Below are 17,883 nucleotides of genomic sequence, written 5' to 3'. Positions count from 1 at the left end.
GCCCGATATCGCCGCACGGTCGGAGTTGAGGTCTTCCAAACCACGCGATCTATCGTCTTCTATCTCCGAGCGGAGGATCGAAGAGGAGACGCGAGATGGGCCAAGCACCCCAAGTAAGCCGACGAACAATTCGTCGTCAACAGCTCAGAGAGATCGTGCCTCTGGCAGACAGTACGATTTACGACATGGAGCAGCGCGGGGAGTTTCCGCAGCGCTTCTACCTCACCTCGCGCTGCGTCGTTTGGGATCTTGCAGAAGTAGAAGCCTGGCTTGACGCCCGCCGAACCGCGTCGCGGGCGAAAGCGGTGAAGCGGGCGCCAAGCCCAGACGTAAAACTTCGCCGCACCAGACCCGTCAAACACTAGGCTCCAACTCCAACACCTCCATCGTAGGCGGGAGTAGCGTTGGTATGTATTTTTTTCCTGCGCTCCAGGCGTCCACCAGGTTGGACCACTCCTGCATCATGTGGCGTCGCTGATGTTCGTATTCTGCTTTGTTATAGATTCCACGCGACGACCGTCCATCTTCATGCGCCAAGCACTTTTCGATCCAATCGCTATTGAATCCCAGCTCGTTTAGCAGCGTCGATCCGGTTCGCCGTAGATCGTGAACCGTAAACGGCTCCAGCGGCAAGCCCTCCTTGTTCGCCCGAACGACGACCGCAGTCGTGATGCGATTGAACGTGGCCCGCGACATCGGCGCGTCCGCATCGTAGCGAGACGGCAGAACATATCGCGAATTTCCCGCGCAGGTTTTCAGGGCGATGAATATGTCGATTGCTTGCTGCGACAAATAAACGTTGTGGGCTTTCGACCGCTTCATTCGCTCTTTGGGAATGGACCAGACGGCGTTCTCGAAATCGACTTCACCCCATGTTGCATCCTGCAGCTCGCTCTTCCTGACCATCGTCAGGAGGAACAGCTTCATTCCCAGCCGGATCGTCGGCAGCGTCGGCACATGCTCTAGCTGACCGAGCATGACGCGGATCTCCGCCGGAGAGAGCGAACGATCCTTGGGAACGAAGGTCGCGATCGACGCGGGGCCCACCTCATCCGCCGGGTTGGGGACCTTCTCACCGTGGAGGATGGCGAACGCGAAAATCAGCTTCACGATATCTCGCACGTGGACAGCCGTAGCAGGAGCGCCGCGCTCCTTCACCTTCACGCACATCATGCGAAGATCGCTCGGCGTGATCTCCGTCAACAGCCTATTCCGAAACGTCGGCAGGATATCGCGCTCGTAGATTGAGCGCCGCATGGCCTTCGTGCTGTCAGCCATGCGCGACCCTTCGAACCACTTCTCGCCAAACTCGCCGAAGCGCTTTGCCTCCTTGAGCCGCCGCTTGTCGTACTGCTTCTCCTGGGCGGGAGACCGACCCTCCGTGATGGCCCGCTTCGCGTCGATCAGCTTCTCCCGGGCCCGTGCAAGCGAGAGGCCCTCAGGTCCGTACCGACCGAGCGTCAGCGTCTCGCGCCGACCGTTCAGACGGTAGTCGTATCGGAACACGATCGCACCCGACGGCTGCACGACCACGTACATACCGTCACGGTCACTGATCTTGTATAATTTCTCCTGTGGTTTCAGCGCCTTAATCGCCGTGTCCGTAAGCATGGGAGCCTCCAAAATTGCCAAAACATCGGAGAGAGGCACCAATTATACCGTCAGGCCAAAAACGACGTTGCAGGAAGCCAGATTTCTCTTTGAGATCAGCTTGTTATGTCTCAAAAAAATACCGTCAGCACCTCTCTTGGCCCTGACGGTATAGCTATTTTGCAGATCGAACAAGATTTCCCATACCGTCCACTATACCGTCAAATCGAGGCTTTGACCCTCGATAGATGACGATAGGTGCCGAATGGTTTTCTCTTATTTATCAATGGTTTATGTCGTACCGCGGCGTATTGTCGGATACTCCTGGAGGGGTAAAAATCATTCCCACTCGATCGTGCCGGGCGGCTTGCTGGTTACGTCATAGACGACGCGGTTGATGCCGCGGACTTCGTTGATGATGCGGGTGGCGGCGCGGCCGAGGAAGTCCATGTCGTAATGGTAGAAGTCTGCCGTCATGCCATCGACGGAGGTGACTGCACGAAGTGCGCAGACGAATTCGTAGGTGCGGCCATCGCCCATGACGCCGACGGTCTGGACCGGCAGAAGCACGGCAAAAGCCTGCCAGATCGCGTCGTAAAGGCCGGCCTTGCGGATTTCGTCGAGATAGACGGCATCGGCTTCGCGCAGAATCTCGAGCTTTTCGCGGGTGATGCCGCCCGGGCAGCGGATGGCAAGGCCCGGACCCGGGAACGGGTGGCGGCCGATGAAGCTATCGGGCAGGCCAAGTTCCTTGCCGAGAATGCGAACTTCGTCCTTGAACAGTTCGCGCAGAGGCTCGACCAGCTGCATGTTCATGCGGTCCGGCAGGCCGCCGACATTGTGGTGCGACTTGATGGTGACTGACGGGCCGCCGGTGAAGGAAACGCTTTCGATGACATCCGGATAAAGCGTGCCCTGGGCGAGGAAATCGGCGCCGCCGAGCTTCTTGGCTTCGGCTTCGAACACGTCGATGAACAGGCGGCCGATGGTCTTGCGCTTGGTTTCCGGATCGCTCTCGCCTTCCAGCGCATTGATGAACATGTCAGACGCATCGACATGCACCAGATGCAGATTGTAGTGTTCCTGGAACATGGCAACGACGTCGGCCGCCTCGTTCTTGCGCATCAGGCCGTGGTCGACGAGGATGCAGGTCAGCTGGTCGCCGACGGCTTCATGGATCAAAAGAGCAGCAACCGAGCTATCGACGCCGCCGGAAAGACCGCAGATGACGCGCTTGTCGCCGACCTGAGCCCGGATCTCGGCAACTGCCTTGTCGCGATAGGCGGCCATCGACCAGTCACCCTTGAGGCCAGCGATCTTGTGGACGAAATTGGCGAGCAGCTTGGCGCCATCGGGCGTGTGCACGACTTCCGGGTGGAACTGCACGGCGTAGAATTTCTTCGCTTCGTTGGCGATGAACGCAAACGGCGCGTTCGGCGAGGTAGCGACAACCTCGAAACCGGCAGGGATCGCGGTGACGCGGTCGCCATGGCTCATCCAGACCTGATGGCGGGAGCCGACGGTCCAGATGCCGTCAAAAAGTGCGCATTCCTTGTCGATTTCGATGAAGGCGCGGCCGAATTCGCGGTGATGACCGGCCTCGACCTTGCCGCCGAGCTGTTCGCACATAGTCTGCTGGCCGTAGCAGATACCGAGAACAGGAAGACCACTGTCGAACACCACGCTGGGCGCACGCGGCGAACCGATGTCCAGCGTTGAAGCCGGGCTGCCGGAGAGAATGATTGCCTTCGGGTTCAGGCGTTTGAAGCCTTCTTCGGCCGACTGGAAGGGGACGATCTCGCAGTAGACGCCGGTTTCGCGCACACGGCGGGCGATCAGCTGGGTGACCTGGCTGCCGAAATCGACGATGAGAACGGTATCGGGATGGACTGTCGCTGTCATGACGCGCTTCCGCTTGCTTGGATCATTTGATGGGGAACTATGGCGAGCCTTTAAATAAAGGCGGCCCCAAGCGCAACGATTACATTGCACCCGGACAATTTTGCGGCGTCAGAGGGCGATTTCGCCGGTTTTAAGGGCGCTTTCCAGCGCATCGACGGCACCAGCCAGCTTCTCGTCGATCACGTGCAGATATTCCGTCCAGTCGCTGACATGCTTGAGTTCGGCCTTGCCATCGGAGATGCCACGGAGGGCGATCAGCGGAACCGCGAAGGACTGGCAGGCGCGCAACACAGCGAAGGTTTCCATCTCCACCATGTCGGCGGCAATCGTCTGATAGGCCGCGCCGGAAACGATATTGGCGCCGGTCGAAAGGCTTGCGGTCTTCACACCGGCAATACGCAATGGCAGATCGACCGTGACAGGCAGATCGAGAAACGGGGTCGCGCCTTTTTCGAAGCCGAGGGGTGAGGCGTCCATATCGCGATAGCCAACCGAGGTCGCCTGATAGACTTCGGCCTGCTCCAGCCGGGCAGAACCAGCCGAGCCGAGCGAGATAACGAGATCAGGCAAGCTACCGCGGCCTGCCAATTCGGCCAGCGTCCGCGTCAGCGTCACGGCCGCTTCGACGGGGCCGACGCCGGTCATCAGCGGCGAGATGCGTTCACGCAGATGCACGCCATATTCGGCATCGACGGCCATGACGTAGAGCAGCGCCTTGCCTGCCACGTGCTTCAGTTCGAATGTCATCCTTCGATACCCTCGCGTCCGCGGATCACCATCATCGTGCCGGTCATCGAGGCGATCAGCTTGGCCGGGCCATCCTGCGAAATTGCATAGCCGCGGCCATCGGAAACGATGATCGTCGTGCCGGGCTTCGTCACCTCGCCGCGAAACAGGAAGCGTTCGCCGCGGCCCGGCGACATCAGGTTGACCTTGAATTCGATGGTGAGGATCGAGGCGTCGGGATCGATCACCGAATAGGCGGCATAGGTTCCGGCAGCGTCGAGAGCTGCCGAAATGATGCCTGCATGCAGAAAACCGTGCTGCTGTGTCAGCTTCTCATCAAATGGAAGCTCGATCTCGACGGAGCCCTGCTCCACCCGCGTCAATTCTGCGCCGATGGTCGCCATGGCGGCCTGTCTGCCGAAGCTGTTGCGGATGCGCTCGCGAAATTCCACCGTGTGCTCTCTGTTGCCTAAGTTTCTGGTCCCCGGTTGCGCAGACAGTCGCATGGCGGAAAAACAAGGACAAGCCTCAATTCATGAGGAAAATCGACGTGTTGAGCGCGGTGGCGAATGCCACCCAGGCGAGATAGGGCACAAATAGCAGCGCCGACAGACCATCCTGCTTCCGGCTCACAGCCATGAAGCCGGCGATCGAGATCAGCAGGGCAATGATGACGATCAGCGCCAGCGCGATCTCGTGCAGCCCGAAGAACAGCGGCGACCATGCGAAATTGAAGATCATCTGCGCCACCCAGAACCGCATCGCAGCGGTGAGGCGATGATTGAGGAAAGTCCGGGCGCCGACAAAGCCGATGATGATGTAGAGGATTGTCCAGGCCGGGGCGAAGATCCAGTTGGGCGGATTGAAGAAGGGTTTCGCCAGTGATTGATACCATTCGCCGGGAATGTTGTTGATGCCGATGAGGAGGCCGCAGCCGAGAACGGCGGCGATGAAGAGGATATGGACGAGAATGCGGTTCATGCTGACGACATAGGGCATTTCTCCGCAATCGCCAGCCATCGCATGGTTTAAATTCGGCCCCTGCAATGCCTATATCGATGCAATGGACGACCACACCTCTTTCGAGATCCGGGCAGGCGCGGGCGACGATCTGTTCATGATCGCCGGCGTGCTGGTCGATACATGGCGATCGACCTTTCGTGGCCTGCTCTCCGACGCCTATCTCGATGGCATGTCGCGCGAGGATCAGGCTGTCCGCCATGCACGGCGCATGGCTGCTGGCGGCGTATCCTATCTGGTCGCTATCGAACCTTTCGCCGGTGACGTTATCGGCTTTGCCAATTTCGGGCTAGGCCGCGGCCGCGTGGCGGCCGATGTGTACGAGATCTATGCGCTTTACATCCGGGCGGACTATCAGGGTATGGGGATCGGCCGGGCGCTCGTCCAGGCTGCGGCATCGCAGTGTGCCGGACAAGGCGCCACGGCATTGTTTGCGTGGGTTCTCTCCAGCAACCCCAATCGGGAGTTCTATAAGCGGATGGGAGCAAAAGCGGTGGAGACAGGCGACATCGGCCTTGGTGACCGGAGCTACGAGCAAACCGCCTACCTGTGGGAGGATATCACGGCCTTGACTCAGAGGGCCGGCGATCAATCCTGAAACTGGATTTCAGGCTTTCGTGACCCGGACGATATGCTGATCCCAGGCCACCTTGCTCTGCGTCTTGCCGAATTCGCCAGAATAGGACGATGCGACGAAGCCCTTCGCGGCAGGCGCTATTCCGGCTGCATCGGCAAGGCTATCCTGCCGTGTGACACGGCCGGTCCTTGCATCCACCACGACCTGCGTACCGCCCTTGGGTGACGTTAGCCCCACCAGCCCGTCCTTGCGGTTCACCGCTATGGCGCCAACATAATTAGCCAACGCAAGCGTCGTCTCTTCCGGCAGGTCGAGAAAACGAATGTCCTCGCCGCGCGCAAACGACCCGGCAAGTGGCGGCAGGTCGTTTCGCGCACCCTCATACTGGCAGGCAAACCAGACTTTTCCGTCTGCATCGATATCGACATGGCGGGTCGAAAGCCGGCGCAGGTTATCAGGCATGGCGTGACGCTCGATCATTGCTCCAGTCGCCGTGTCGATCAGCGCCAGCGACGGCTGCATGTGGTCGAGATTGAGCTTGGTGCGGCCAAAATCCGGATGGGTCTCGATACCGCCATTGGCGACGACAAGCATGTGGCCATCTGCCGACAGGGTCATGTCGTGCGGACCGATGCCATAGGACGGAAACTCGCCGATGCGGGCAAAGCTGTTGGTGCCGTCATAGACGCCGATCATGCCGCGATTTCCCGCAAAATCGTTCTCGGTGGCATAAAGCAGGCGTCCATCAGCCGAAAAACAGCCATGGCCATAGAAGTGCCGGCCTTCGACCGAGGTGATGACGATGGGCTCCATGTTGTCATCCGGCGCGAAAATCATCGCATAGGTGCCGGGACGGCGGGCAAAGGCGACGGCGCGGTTGCTGACCGGCGACCAGGTCATGCCATGCGCGCGGGCCGGCAACGGCACCCGCTCGATGATTGCCCCCTCCTCCGTCAGCGTCGCCACGCCATAGGACCCGTCGGGCGCCATGAAAGCTGACGCATAGATCGCGTCGGTGCGCGACAGGGCGAAGGCGGCTTGAGGGGCAAGCGTCGCCGCCCAAGCGGCACCGGCCATCGTCAGGAAGGTGCGGCGGTCTGTCAGGCCGGTGGAGATGTTTTGATATGCCATGAGATTTCCGTCAGCATAAATTGCCGTTGCCCGGCTTGGCCTCTCCCATTTCCGTCATTCCTGTGCTTGTCACAGGAATCCAGCCACGCGACGTCCGTCGCGTGAAAGGGTCTTTCGCTCACAGACGTGAGCGCGCTGGATCCCCGCCACAAGGGCGAGGATGACGGGCTGTGGACCGACCGATCCCGATCATCATAAAATTCCCGGCCTAAAGCCAGCCCCGCCGCTTGAAATACAGGAACGGCAGGAAGGCCGATAGCACCATCATGAACAGCGCAACCGGATAGCCGAACTGGAATTTAAGCTCCGGCATGGCATCGAAGTTCATCCCGTAGATCGAGGCGACCAGAGTGGGCGGCAGGAAGACGACGGATGCGACCGAGAATATCTTGATGATCTGGTTCTGCTCGAGATTGATCAGGCCCAGCGTCGCGTCGAGCAGGAAGTTGATCTTGTTCGACAGAAACAGCGCGTGGTCGCCAAGCGAGGCCGCGTCGCGCTGGATCAGCTTGATCCGCTGGCGGCTTTCCTTGACCGTCTTGCGCGTGCCGATCCCGTCCAGCGCCGAATGATAGGCGACGAGACGGCCGACGCTGACGAGGCTTTCGCGGATAACGCTGAGAAAATCGCCCTTCAAGCCGATCTGCTCGATCAACGACTGCAGATCGCGCGTCTTTTTCGTAACGCTGGAATTGGTCTTGCGAAACACGTCCCGTGAGATGCCATCGATCTCGTTGCCTGTCCGTTCCAGCGCATCGGCCGTCCGGTCAATCATGGCTTCCAAAAGCCCGACCATCACCAGTTCGCCGCTTTCGCAGGACACGCCGTTCAGGCGCTGCATGCGCGCGGCATAGAGATGAAACGGCTTCGGATCAGCATGGCGAACCGTCACCAATGTCGCGCCCTTCAGGATGAAGGTCACGGGCACCTTGATCGGATTGTCGCCATCGAGTTCGGTCGCGGCCGTCATCGTCATGAATTCGGCGCCGTCCTCCTGGTAGAGGCGGTCGGAGAGTTCGATCTCCTGCATTTCATCGCGGGTCGGGATTTCGATGCCGAGATGCTGCTCGACGATGCGGGTTTCGTCCTGAGCGGGGTTGAACAGGTCGAACCACACGATCGGGGTGGTTTCAGGCAGTTCCGGGATGGCGTCGATAACGGCAAGGTGATTGTTCTGGCAGGAATAAATGCGCAGCATGTCGGGTTCCAATCTGGCAAGTCCTCGACCGCCAGCGGACACCCCTTGTGATCAGGGCCTGACGGTCGAAAAAATCGAAGCTCTACTTCGACTGTCGGGGTTCATGATCCGTTGATCCTTGTTTGGCCGTGTCCGCAATGAGGAACACGGCCGATCCATTGCGCCAATGTGCGTTTGTTGTCAACCGCTTGCTGGCTGTCGAAATATGATCTCTTCGGCTCAGTCGCCGTCGGCAAAAGAGAAGCCTGCGCCGAGCCCGATCGCGGCACCAAAATCGAGATTGAGCCGCTGCAGCACATCGTTGGTGTTCTGCAAAATGCGGTTGAGCCTGCCGCGCTGCTCGTCACTGGCGATCGCCTGATCGACCGGCAAATCGATCTCGTCGAGATCGTCGACGATGGCCTGGAGCAGATAGTTCACGGCGCTGACCACATCCGCATGCCCATCCGGCAGGAGCGCTTTCATGTCTGCCGAATTGAACAGGGTCTGCAGCGCCGTAAAATTCGCCGACAGCGCCGGCATCGTATTGCCGGAACGCCAGTAGATCGCCATTTTCGGATGCCCCTTGTCGGGCTCACCCTTGACGATGCCGGCATAGAACGGCCGCAACCGCTGGTCTCTTATGCTCTCGACACCATGGACCAAAATACCGAGCAATTCGGTCGCCGCTTCCTTGCCATCGCGGTAGATGGGATTGTTCGGGCCCGGATTTTTCCAGGCGGACTGGATACCATCCGGCTTTTCCCACTCCGCGTGAAGCTCGCCGGCTACCGCTTTCAGATTGTCGGCGATGGCAGCGCCATAGCGGCAGCGAAAACCGTTCTTCTCGGTTGGCAGAACTTCCGCCCCGGTGCCGTAAAGCACATATTCCAGCGCACCGAGGCCCTGCGCCGCAACGCTCTTGCCTTTCAGGCTTTCCACCGAGGTCGCCGTTTCATCACTCGTCGCCAGAATGCGCTGGACCTGCTTCAGGCCTGTGCTCTTGCGATCCGGGAAGAACAGGAAACGCTCGAAACGATTGCCTTCGATGACCGGTCCCACCCGAACGATTTCGATCGCCGACCATTGCTGGATGACCTCATCGAAGCTCATCTGCACGTCGCCGAGCGTTTCATCGGATGGCTTTTCGCAGAGCATATGCGCTGCCTCGGCCAAGGTTTCGGTTCCCTCCAGCAGATCGCGGTAGCCGGGGCGGATAAAGTCATCGACGGCCTTCTGCATGACACCCGGCACGGCATCCTGATTCAACCCGGCGCGTGGTGCTACGGCCTCTTCGTCTTCTGCCAGCGCAGATACCGGCAGGAAGGCAAGGCTCAAACCGAGAAGCAGGATATGCCGGTAGCGCATCAGAGGGACTCCAGAAATGTGATCAGGGCTTGTCTATCGGCTTTTTCCAGCGCGGCAAACCGGTCGCGGGCTTTTGCCGCCTCGCCGCCATGCCAGAGGATGGCTTCCGTCAGGTTGCGGGCACGCCCATCGTGCAGGAAGAATGTGTGGCCACTGACCGTCTTGGTCAAACCGATGCCCCAGAGCGGCGGCGTGCGCCATTCGCTGCCCGACGCAACACCCACCGGCTGGCCATCGGCAAGACCTTCGCCCATGTCATGCAGCAGAAAATCAGAATAGGGCCAGATCAGCTGGAACGCATGCGCCTTGTTCGCGGCATCGCGGCGGGTGACGAATTTCGGCGTGTGGCAGGAAATGCAGCCGGTGTCGTAAAACACCTTCTTGCCATCGAGCGTTTCGGCAAAGCTTGCCTTGCGCCGGGCCGGGACCGCGAGGTTTTCCGAATAGAACGTGATGAGGCCCAGCACAGGATCCGGCGCTTCGGTATCGCCAAGGCGCGGCTGAACACCGTCGGCCATGGCGAGGCATGCGGTTTGCGCGGCCGTACAGTCGCCGTGGCTACGTTTTGCGGCCGGCGACGAGATGCCGATGTCGCCGGCCAGCGCTTCGGCTGCCTGCTGGCGTACGGTGGCCGTCTGGGCCTTCCAGCCGAACCGGCCAAGCGTCAGAATGCCGGACGCCGGATCACGCACGAGTGCCGCCTTGCCGCTGATACCATCGCCATCCGCATCGTCCGGATCGGCGTTTGCCAGGATATCGGCCGGATGGATGGCCTCGATCAGGCCGAGGCCGGACATGGCCTGTGTCACCCGCGGCGACAACGTCGTCGTTTCGTCGAGCGGGCCGTAGCCGGGCGCGTCGATGGAATATTGCGGCTTGCGCAGGGACACCGTTTCGCCATCCGCGAGTGTCACCGGGAGTTCGGTATAGCTGATCCGCATATGGCCCTCGGCGGGAAGGCCGGGCACAGCACTGTCCTGCAACTGCTGTCCATAAACCGGATCGGGGAAATTCAAGACGTCATGCGCGGCGATTGCCGCCCGCTCGGCATCGGTCTTTGGCGCACGCGAGAGGCGCAAGAACATCGAGGTTGCATCATCCGCCCCTTCCGGGGGATGGCCACGGCCGTCCTTCAGATGACAGGTCTGGCAGGCGCGGGCATTGTAGAGCGGGCCAAGCCCATCCGATGCCTGCGTCGAAGACGGAGACGAGACCCACAGCTTGCGAAACATCGCGTTGCCGAGTTTGAAGGTGCCTTCCTCGGCAAAGGTGATGTTGGACGAGAACTGCGAAAAGCTGTCCTGATTGACGGATGCAATCGAGGTGCCAGCACCACCGGACATGGCCTCGAATTTCTCGGCTTTGGTAAAATCACTGACGGCGCGGGTAACAGTGCGGACGCGGACCTGATCAGCGGCCGACAGATCGGTTCGCGGCTCAAGCGGCAGCCTGTCGATCCGGGTGCTTTCCGTTGCAGCGAGCGGCCCTGCTCCGAACGCAGTGGCCTCTGGCGAGGCTACCTCTATCGAGGCGGGATCACCGCCAAAAACAGGAAAACCGCCCGCCGCGAACAGAAGCGCTACGGCAGACGGCAGAACAAGGCGTCGGGTGGCCCAAGCATGCATTCTCAAAAACCGGGCCGCTCGCCGGAAGCGGCGGCCCGCCTTTACGTTCTTATTGGAAGACAGCGTTAGGATTATCCAGGCTGTCGGAACCTTCAAGCTCGATCGTGCCAAGCTCCAGCGACGCAATGACGCGCTCGACCGTCTTTGACTGCGCAACGAGGCCATCGATGGCGGCCTGAATGACGGCATTGCCCTCGGTGTTGCCTTCGCCGATCATCTGGTCGTACTTCTCAACCGTTTCGCCGCGCTTGGCCATGGCCTGCATCGCGGTGATCGTGGTCGCCAGCTTTTCCTTCATTTCCTTGTCGAGCGCCGGATCCTTGGCGGCAACGAGTTCGGAGAGCGACGGGCCGGTCATCTTGGTGCCGTCAACCTTGGTGTATTCGCCGGTATAGGCAGCCTGGATGCCGATCGCGTCGTGCAGATGTGAGTTGTAGGTGTTGTCGGAGAAGCAATCATGCTCTTCTTCCGGATCGTGCAGCAGCAGGCCGAGCTTCATGCGTTCGCCGGCCAGTTCGCCGTAGGAGAGCGAGCCCATGCCGGTCAGGATGGCACCGAGGCCAGCCTTGGGGTCGGCTTCGACGTTCTTGGTGGCAGCGCCATCCGGCGTCCAGTTGGCAACCATGTCCTTCAGATCAGAGACAAGCAGGTCGCTGGCAGCCTTCAGGTAGGCAGCACGACGGTCGCAATTGCCGTTGGTGCAGGCCTTGGTGTCGTAATCGGTGTAGGGACGATTGCCGGCGCCCGGGCCGGTGCCGTTCAGGTCCTGGCCCCAGAGCAGGAATTCGATGGCGTGGTAGCCGGTGGCCACGTTCGCCTCGATGCCGCCTGCTTCCTGCAGGGTGCCCGAAAGGAATTCCGGGGTGATGTTGGTTGCGTCCACATCCTTGCCGTCGATCTTGATTGTCTTGTTGGCAATGACGTTGGCGGTGAACAGCGCATTCTCGTCGCTTTCCGTCCCGTAGCTCGGATCGACATAGTCGATCAGACCTTCATCCAGCGGCCATGCATTGACCTTGCCTTCCCACTCATCGACGATCGGGTTGCCGAAACGGTATACTTCGGTTTCCTGATAGGGGTTGCGGGCAGCAAGCCAGGCTTCGCGGGCGGCTTTCAAGGTCGCTTCGCTCGGGGTCGCGATCAGTGCGTCAACGGCCTTGTCGAGCGTTTCAGCAGTCGAGAGCGCGTCCGAGAATTTGGCATGCGCCACATCGGCATAATGCTTGACGACTGCAGCAGCATCGGTTGCAGCATGCGCCGACTGCAGCGCCAGCATCGAGGTTGCGGTAGCAAGCGCCAGCGCGGCGCCGCGAAGGAATGATTTGGTCATGGCCTCTCCTGATATCTTTCCCGAATGAATCCGGTGTTCCCGCCGCCCGGTGTCGCCGGTCGCGCAAGCCGCGCGGCCCGAGACGAGGGCGTGGCTGTTCAGCCCGGTTTTCATGAACCAAAACAAAACTTGTGTCAAAGCGTATAGTTTAGAATGTTTTCAATGTTGGACGCGGCAGAACGGCCCACCACAGCACCTGCGGTGAGCCCGGTCAAAGCCTTTGCGGAGCACTTAGCTCTTGCGGCCCATCACACAGAAGAAGAAACCATCCGTATCCGTGGATGCCGGCGTCAGCGTCACGGTCTTCATGTCTGCCGACCAGGGCTGCTTCTTGTCGGTACCGTAGAGATCGGCCCACGCATCCGCCGCAGACAGGATTTCGAACTCGGGATTATCCTCGCAGAACGCGTAGACCTGCGCCTCGTTTTCCTCCGGCAGCACCGAACAGGTGACATAGATCAGGTGACCACCCGGACGCACGAAGGATGCAGCACCGGCAAGCGCCTCCTGCTGCTGGCCCAGCCGCTCTTCAAGGTTCTTCTGTGTCAGCCGCCACTTCGTATCCGGACGGCGGCGCCAGGTGCCGGTGCCGGTGCAAGGCGCATCGACCAGAACGCGGTCGAACTTGCCGATGAACGGCTTCAGGCCGTCCAGCCGGTCATGGACCTGAACATTGCGGGTACCAGCGCGCTTCAACCGCTCGATGATCGGAGCCAGACGCTTGCGGTCGGTATCGTAGGCGTGGATCTGGCCCTTGTTGTGCATGGCTGCGGCCATGGCCAGCGTCTTGCCGCCGCCTCCGGCGCAATAGTCGAGGATCTGGTCATTTTCCTTCGGCATGACGAGATCGGCAACAATCTGCGAGCCTTCGTCCTGAACCTCGAACCAGCCCTTTTCAAAGGAGATTTCGGCAGTGACGTTGGGTAGGCGCGATGCCCCCTCACCCGCCTTGACGCGGATACCATTGCGGGCAATCGCCGTTGGCTCGACAGGGCTGCGATCCAGCGCTTTGAGGACCTTGTCACGTGTGGATTTCAGCGTGTTGACCCGCAGATCGAGCGCTGGACGGCCAGCCAGAGCCTGCGCTTCGGCAAGCCAGTCTTCATCGAAGTTTTCTTCAAACGACGGCTGGACCCATTCCGGGATATCGCCCTGAACGTGCAGCGGCGCATCTTCGAGCTTGCGGCTGGCAAAGGCGGCAATCATCTCTGCTGTCAGCGGCTCGGGAGCGAACTTGTCGCCCTCCAGTTCGCCGGCCAGTTGCTCGGGCGAAACGCCCCACTGGCGGAACATAACGGCATGACCCAGCGCCGTGGGGCTGTCGCTGTCCATCAGATAGGCATGCGAAAGTTTCATGCGCAGGGCATCGTAGACGATGTTGCCAATCGCGGCCCGATCGCCGGATCCGGCGAACCGGTGTGCCAGCCCCCAATCCTTGAGGGCATCGGCAACGGGACGCTTGCGCGTTTCGATATCGGCAAGAACCTCAATGGCTCCGGCGAGCCTGCCACCCAGTCGCATCTTTTAAACTCCATTTTCCGCCGTGGTAGCGGTGATGGCCGTCAAGAGCAAGCCGGGAGGCGCGTGCGCATGACGAATGCTGACCAGATGGGAGGCTGTGGGTCCAGACCAGACGGCTGCGTCTATCGCTGGAACCGTATCAAATCCATCCGGAACAAATCCCGGACGGGCGTGTTCTGTCTTTAGCTGACGACGCGATAACAGATGCTGGCGGTGCCGGAGCTGATCATGCCGATATGGGAAGCGGCGGCCTTCGAAAGGTCAAGCACGCGGCCACGAATGAAGGGGCCACGATCATTGATGCGAACGACGACGGTCTTGCCGTTGCGCTTGTTGGTAACAGCAACCTTTGTGCCGAACCTGAGATTGCGGTGAGCGGCCGTGAGATAGCTGGCATTCATCCGTTCGCCGGATGCGGTGCGCGACGTGAGAGCATACCAGGATGCGCCGCCGCAATTACCAGCCTTGGCCGGAGTTGTTTTCGCCTGACCAGGTGCTGCCTGGCTTGGTGTGGCAGCTGTCAGTGTCGCCCCCAAGGTAAAAACCGCCGCCACAACAGCAGACATCAATTTCATCTTGATCAAAAGATGACCCCTTCACTCGAAATTTAGTTAAGCCTTATACGTTGGCTCGGGTTGTCGGGGGTAAAAATGGCGAAAACGTGCTTCAACCTTTAACGTTGCATTAGGAACTATTGACGATCTACGAAAAATTCAAATTACGAAATTTTGAAATTCTGTCATATGGCCGGGGAAATGCTTTGGATTCAGGCGTTAGTCTGCTGGACCCCACTCACATCCTCGTGAACATCTATAGGCGCGGGAAAAAGGATTCAATTTTTTGAAATTGGTGAAATCCGGCCAATTTCGAAGCTAGAGAATCCAGGCTTCCCGCCATAGGTGTACGATTTAGGCAGCACTACGCGGATATTCTTGCAATTCCGATAGACCAAATGGCCATGGCCACAACGATATTTGGCCACAATTCACCCGGTTCTATCAGAAACAAGGCATAGACTATCCGAGCCGCCTTTTACTTGAAAGATCAGCCGCGCCAGTGGCCATTACTCCATAACTCCGCTAGCGAAATCCGATAGTCTGGGAAGCGGAAGACAAATCCGAGATCACGCAGCCGTGTATTGGAAACCCGCTTGTTCTCTCCATAGAAAGACCGTGCCATCGGCGAGAGTTCGGCGGTTTCGAAGGGCATTTCAGGAGGCGGGGCAACACCCATCAGGCGGGCGGCCTCGGCCACGATATCCTGCGGCGGCGCCGGTTCGTGATCGGTGACATTGTAAATGCCGCCGATTGACCGGCCAGAAAGAAAGACTGAAGAGCCGGCGATATCCTCGACACGGATGCGATTGAAGACCTGATTGGGCTTGATCAGGCGGCGCGCGGTTCCGGCGGCAAGATTGCAGAACGCGTTGCGACCGGGGCCATAAATCCCCGACAGTCGCAGCACCGCGACGGGAATGTTATGGGCTTGCCCAAACGCAAGCCAGGCCTGTTCAGCGGCGACACGTTCGATGGACCGCGCAGAGACCGGCTCCAAAGACGCATCCTCCGTCACCCAGGCACCGCCATGATCGCCATAGACGCCAACCGTCGAGAGATAGCCGGCCCATTGCAGGTTCGGCATCAGTTCGGCAAGCGACGGCGCATCTGGCCGCATCATCGGATCGCCATCGCGCCCTGGCGCAATCGACTGGATGAGGTGCGTCGTTTGTTTCATGGCGGCAGCGAGTTCCGCCGTTATCGTTACGCCATCATAGACGAGCGCCTCGATGCCCAGCGCGCGCAGGCCGGCAAGCTTGTCCTCGGACCGGGTCGTTCCCGTGACCGACTGCGCCAGGGGCAAGAAGGCCTTGGCAATCGCCGATCCGGAAAAACCCGCACCCAAGATCAAAACATGCATCAGACAACTCCTGCCAGTTTCCATTCGGCGATGACCTCGGAATCGGTCTCGTCTTGCCGTCTTGCCGCAAAACCGGAGAAATCACCAGCCGTCATCAGCCGTGACAACGCCCAAACCGCCATGCCCCGCACGGTCGCCGACGGATCGCCGGACAGGGTGAGACAGAGATCGATCAGGCCAGTTTCGCCGGAGTTACCGGCAGCGATCAGACAATTGCGGACAAACCGGTCGCGGCCGATACGCTTGACCGGCGAGCCGGAAAAGAACGTGCGAAACGTGGGATCATCGAGCGTCAGCAGAAACGACAACGGCGGCTCTTTCAAATCCTCGCGCGCCCTCAGCTTCATCTCGGAGGCTGAGGCTGCAAACTTGTTCCAGGGACAGGCCGCAAGGCAGTCGTCGCAGCCATAGATGCGATTGCCGATCCTGGACCGAATGTCGGGATCGATTGGCCCTTTATGCTCGATCGTCAGGTAGGAAATGCAGCGGCGCGCATCAATCCGGTAGGGTGCCGGAAATGCATCCGTCGGACAGGCGTCGAGGCAGGCGCGGCAGGAGCCGCAATGGTCCCGTTCCGGCGTGTCGACCAAAAGGTCCGCCGTGGTGAACATGCTGCCGAGAAACAGCCAGGACCCGAATTCGCGACTGACGAGATTGGTGTGTTTTCCCTGCCAGCCGAGGCCGGCCTGCTCGGCGAGCGGCTTTTCCATCACCGGGGCGGTATCGACGAAAACCTTGACGTCTTCGCCTGCCCGCGCGGCAAAGCGGGTCGCGACTTCCTTCAGCTTACCCTTGATCACATCGTGATAGTCGCGGTTGCGGGCATAGACGGAGATTGCGCCGAGTTCGGGCCGCTCAAGGATAGAGCGCGGATCTTCGTCCGGTCCGTAGTTCATGCCGAACAACACGACAGAACGTACATCACTCCAGAGCACACGCGGATCGGCCCGGCGGTCGGCCGTCTCGGCCATCCAGTCCATTGTGCCGTGATAGCCTTCGGCGAGAAAATCAGCCAGCCGCTCCGGCGCTTGCGGGATGGAATCGGGAAGCGTCACCCGGCAGACGTCAAAACCCTTGTCGCGGGCCTCGTCCTTCAGGAAGCTGGTGAGCGTCCGGCGCCTTCTATCATGCTTCTCCTCAAGGAGCGCATTGCCGGGCACGGGACCGCTCCTTAAAAATCGAGATCGGCGTAGTGGGAAACGGGCGTGACGCCACGCACGCGCTCAGCCAGAAGCGGACGGAAAGACGGCCGGGACTTGAGACGCTGGTACCAGTCCTTGACGGCAGGCACTTCCGACCAATCGATTTCACCGAGATAGTCCAGTACCGAGATGGCGGCCGCAGCGGCAAGATCGGCGTAGGACAGCCGGTCACCGGCCAGATAGGTGCGCGAGCCCGCAAGCCAGCCCAGGTATTTGAGGTGCTGGCGGATGTTCGAGCGCGATGTGCGCAGCATTTTGGAGTCCGGCGCGCCGCCGCCCTGATCAGGCGTCATCTGCAGCTTGAAGATACGCTCGCGTACCAGCGGCCGTGTCACATCGGCTTCCATCTTCTGCAGGAACCATTCGACCAGCCGGCGGATTTCCGCGCGCTGGAAGGGGTCTTCCGCCAGAAGCCGGCGATCGCGCTTCAGCACGCCATGCGTTTCGTCGACATACTCGGAAATCACCATCGCGCCACAGAGCGCGCGCATGCTGTCATCGACATAAACCGGCAATGTGCCCGCCGGATTGAGCGTCAGGAAATCCCGCCGCTTCTCCCAGGGAGCCTCCTCCGCCAGTTCCGTCTGATAGCCGTATTCCGACAGGATCAGGCGGACAAACCGGGAGGACGTGGACATCGGGTGGTGATAAAGTGTCGGCATAAGCTATCGGATTTCGTCAGTTTGGTTGGGAGGGGATGGTCTTGTCGTGGCGGTTTCGTCTGGCCACCGTGTGTTAGAAAAAGCTATAGGAACTTGCTGCCGCAAACACAAGCGAATCAGCCAATGCCCTTCGTT

Annotated in this window: 17 protein-coding genes; 2 read left to right on the top strand and 15 right to left on the bottom strand. The window is 60.0% G+C overall.

From position 1 onward, the window contains the following. Positions 1-95 precede the first annotated feature (95 nt). Positions 96-365: a helix-turn-helix transcriptional regulator gene (locus R6X40_RS29390; RefSeq protein WP_318418508.1), complete on the top strand. Its 270-nt coding sequence runs from the start codon at positions 96-98 to the stop codon at positions 363-365. Here the strand turns inward: R6X40_RS29390 and R6X40_RS29385 are convergent. The 5 genes from R6X40_RS29385 to R6X40_RS29365 all read right to left on the bottom strand — a co-directional run bounded on the left by R6X40_RS29385 (position 355) and on the right by R6X40_RS29365 (position 5,199). Continuing rightward, positions 355-1,611, bottom strand: a complete 1,257-nt coding sequence (locus R6X40_RS29385; protein ID WP_318418507.1) for a tyrosine-type recombinase/integrase — start codon at positions 1,609-1,611, stop codon at positions 355-357. The genes R6X40_RS29390 and R6X40_RS29385 overlap by 11 nt on opposite strands. 318 nt (positions 1,612-1,929) lie before the next feature. Beyond that, entirely contained in the window at positions 1,930-3,492 is a 1,563-nt protein-coding gene (gene guaA / locus R6X40_RS29380; RefSeq protein ID WP_318418505.1) for a glutamine-hydrolyzing GMP synthase, read from the bottom strand. A gap of 108 nt (positions 3,493-3,600) precedes the next feature. After that, the gene (locus R6X40_RS29375; protein WP_318418503.1) at positions 3,601-4,239 is read right to left on the bottom strand and encodes a 5'-methylthioadenosine/S-adenosylhomocysteine nucleosidase; all 639 of its coding nucleotides are present in this window, start codon (positions 4,237-4,239) and stop codon (positions 3,601-3,603) included. Continuing rightward, entirely contained in the window at positions 4,236-4,724 is a 489-nt protein-coding gene (locus tag R6X40_RS29370; protein WP_318418501.1) for a PaaI family thioesterase, read from the bottom strand. Before R6X40_RS29370 ends, R6X40_RS29375 begins: the two co-directional genes overlap by 4 nt. A gap of 22 nt (positions 4,725-4,746) precedes the next feature. Then, positions 4,747-5,199, bottom strand: coding sequence for a TspO/MBR family protein (locus tag R6X40_RS29365; RefSeq protein WP_318418611.1), 453 nt, complete (start codon positions 5,197-5,199; stop codon positions 4,747-4,749). 82 nt (positions 5,200-5,281) lie between these two features. On the opposite strand from R6X40_RS29365, the gene R6X40_RS29360 reads away from it, so the two are divergent. Further along, a complete protein-coding gene (locus R6X40_RS29360) occupies positions 5,282-5,836 on the top strand; it encodes a GNAT family N-acetyltransferase (protein ID WP_318418499.1) in 555 nt (184 codons plus the stop codon). 9 nt (positions 5,837-5,845) lie between these two features. On the opposite strand, the gene R6X40_RS29355 is transcribed toward R6X40_RS29360, so the two are convergent. From R6X40_RS29355 to R6X40_RS29310, 10 genes are all read right to left on the bottom strand, one after another. Next, entirely contained in the window at positions 5,846-6,946 is a 1,101-nt protein-coding gene (locus R6X40_RS29355; protein WP_318418497.1) for a DUF1513 domain-containing protein, read from the bottom strand. A gap of 208 nt (positions 6,947-7,154) precedes the next feature. Beyond that, positions 7,155-8,144 (bottom strand): magnesium transporter CorA family protein, encoded by a 990-nt coding sequence (locus tag R6X40_RS29350; RefSeq protein WP_318418495.1) that lies wholly within the window; start codon positions 8,142-8,144, stop codon positions 7,155-7,157. A gap of 219 nt (positions 8,145-8,363) precedes the next feature. After that, positions 8,364-9,491: an imelysin family protein gene (locus R6X40_RS29345; protein WP_318418493.1), complete on the bottom strand. Its 1,128-nt coding sequence runs from the start codon at positions 9,489-9,491 to the stop codon at positions 8,364-8,366. Then, on the bottom strand, positions 9,491-11,116 hold the full coding sequence (locus R6X40_RS29340; RefSeq protein WP_318418491.1) for a di-heme oxidoredictase family protein: 1,626 nt from the start codon (positions 11,114-11,116) through the stop codon (positions 9,491-9,493). The genes R6X40_RS29345 and R6X40_RS29340 overlap by 1 nt, the downstream gene beginning before the upstream one ends. A gap of 49 nt (positions 11,117-11,165) precedes the next feature. Continuing rightward, on the bottom strand, positions 11,166-12,446 hold the full coding sequence (locus R6X40_RS29335; protein ID WP_318418489.1) for an imelysin family protein: 1,281 nt from the start codon (positions 12,444-12,446) through the stop codon (positions 11,166-11,168). 231 nt (positions 12,447-12,677) lie between these two features. Further along, on the bottom strand, positions 12,678-13,967 hold the full coding sequence (locus tag R6X40_RS29330; protein WP_318418487.1) for an RsmB/NOP family class I SAM-dependent RNA methyltransferase: 1,290 nt from the start codon (positions 13,965-13,967) through the stop codon (positions 12,678-12,680). Between the two features lie 182 nt (positions 13,968-14,149). After that, a complete protein-coding gene (locus R6X40_RS29325) occupies positions 14,150-14,542 on the bottom strand; it encodes a septal ring lytic transglycosylase RlpA family protein (protein ID WP_412178492.1) in 393 nt (130 codons plus the stop codon). Between the two features lie 469 nt (positions 14,543-15,011). Further along, on the bottom strand, positions 15,012-15,884 hold the full coding sequence (locus R6X40_RS29320; RefSeq protein WP_318418484.1) for an SDR family oxidoreductase: 873 nt from the start codon (positions 15,882-15,884) through the stop codon (positions 15,012-15,014). Continuing rightward, positions 15,884-17,044: a tRNA epoxyqueuosine(34) reductase QueG gene (queG, locus tag R6X40_RS29315; RefSeq protein ID WP_318418482.1), complete on the bottom strand. Its 1,161-nt coding sequence runs from the start codon at positions 17,042-17,044 to the stop codon at positions 15,884-15,886. Before queG ends, R6X40_RS29320 begins: the two co-directional genes overlap by 1 nt. A gap of 11 nt (positions 17,045-17,055) precedes the next feature. Then, positions 17,056-17,748, bottom strand: coding sequence for a glutathione S-transferase family protein (locus R6X40_RS29310; RefSeq protein ID WP_318418479.1), 693 nt, complete (start codon positions 17,746-17,748; stop codon positions 17,056-17,058). Between the last annotated feature and the right edge of the window lie 135 nt (positions 17,749-17,883).

It is taken from the genome of Rhizobium sp. PL01 (assembly GCF_033447125.1).
In the GTDB taxonomy this organism is placed as follows: Bacteria; Pseudomonadota; Alphaproteobacteria; order Rhizobiales; family Rhizobiaceae; genus Pararhizobium.
The sequence above is the reverse complement of the archived record's forward strand: the minus strand, read 5'-3'. Positions and strand labels throughout refer to the sequence as shown.